Origin of the sequence: Streptomyces blattellae (assembly GCF_009709555.1) — a bacterium.
GTDB lineage: Bacteria > Actinomycetota > Actinomycetes > Streptomycetales > Streptomycetaceae > Streptomyces > Streptomyces blattellae.
This window is the reverse complement of sequence record NZ_WJBG01000029.1, coordinates 1-507: the sequence shown is the minus strand read 5'-3', so window position 1 is coordinate 507 and position 507 is coordinate 1. Positions and strand designations below refer to the sequence as shown.

The following is a 507-nucleotide window of genomic DNA, read 5'->3' as shown; positions in this document are numbered from 1 at the left end:
CCTCCCGGACGGCGAAACGGGACTGACGGATCCGGCGGAGGCGTTGCTGAGCCTGTTTTAGGCAGGGGGCTGCGGGGTTCGCAGGTGACGTATGAGGGCGGTGAGCCCGGTGACGGTTGCGGGCATGTACTACAGCCTCAGATCATGAAGATCTGAGGCTGTAGTACTGGTCCCCTGCGGAACCCGATTCCCGTCCGGGAGGTTGCGGGCGCCCAGTTCCGTGTCGACACTGCTCTTGGCCTCGACGACGACGAAGCCTCCGTCCTCGCGCCGCCACACCTGGTCGAACTGGCCGCTGCCGTTGGCCGGGCCGTCCAATGGCTCCCGGGTGGCATTCGGATAGCGCTCCGGGATTGCGTGGTGCTCGGCACGTCCTGGCCGGTCCTGGCCGGTCCTGCGGACATCCCCCGCGTCCTTCTTCAGGTCCGCACACTCCGTCTCCAGCTGCGCCAAGTCACCCGTGAACTGCGGTATCTCCCCCGGCTCCAGCACGCCGACGCCCCCTCA

1 protein-coding gene is annotated in these 507 nt (G+C 67.5%); it reads right to left on the bottom strand.

Annotation, left to right across the window (positions count from 1 at the left end; all coding sequences use genetic code 11):
- Nucleotides 1–129 precede the first annotated feature (129 nt).
- Nucleotides 130–492 carry a hypothetical protein gene (locus tag GFH49_RS39680; RefSeq protein WP_230396091.1) on the bottom strand — a complete coding sequence of 121 codons (363 nt, stop codon included), beginning with the start codon at nt 490–492 and terminating at the stop codon, nt 130–132.
- Nucleotides 493–507: the final 15 nt, after the last annotated feature.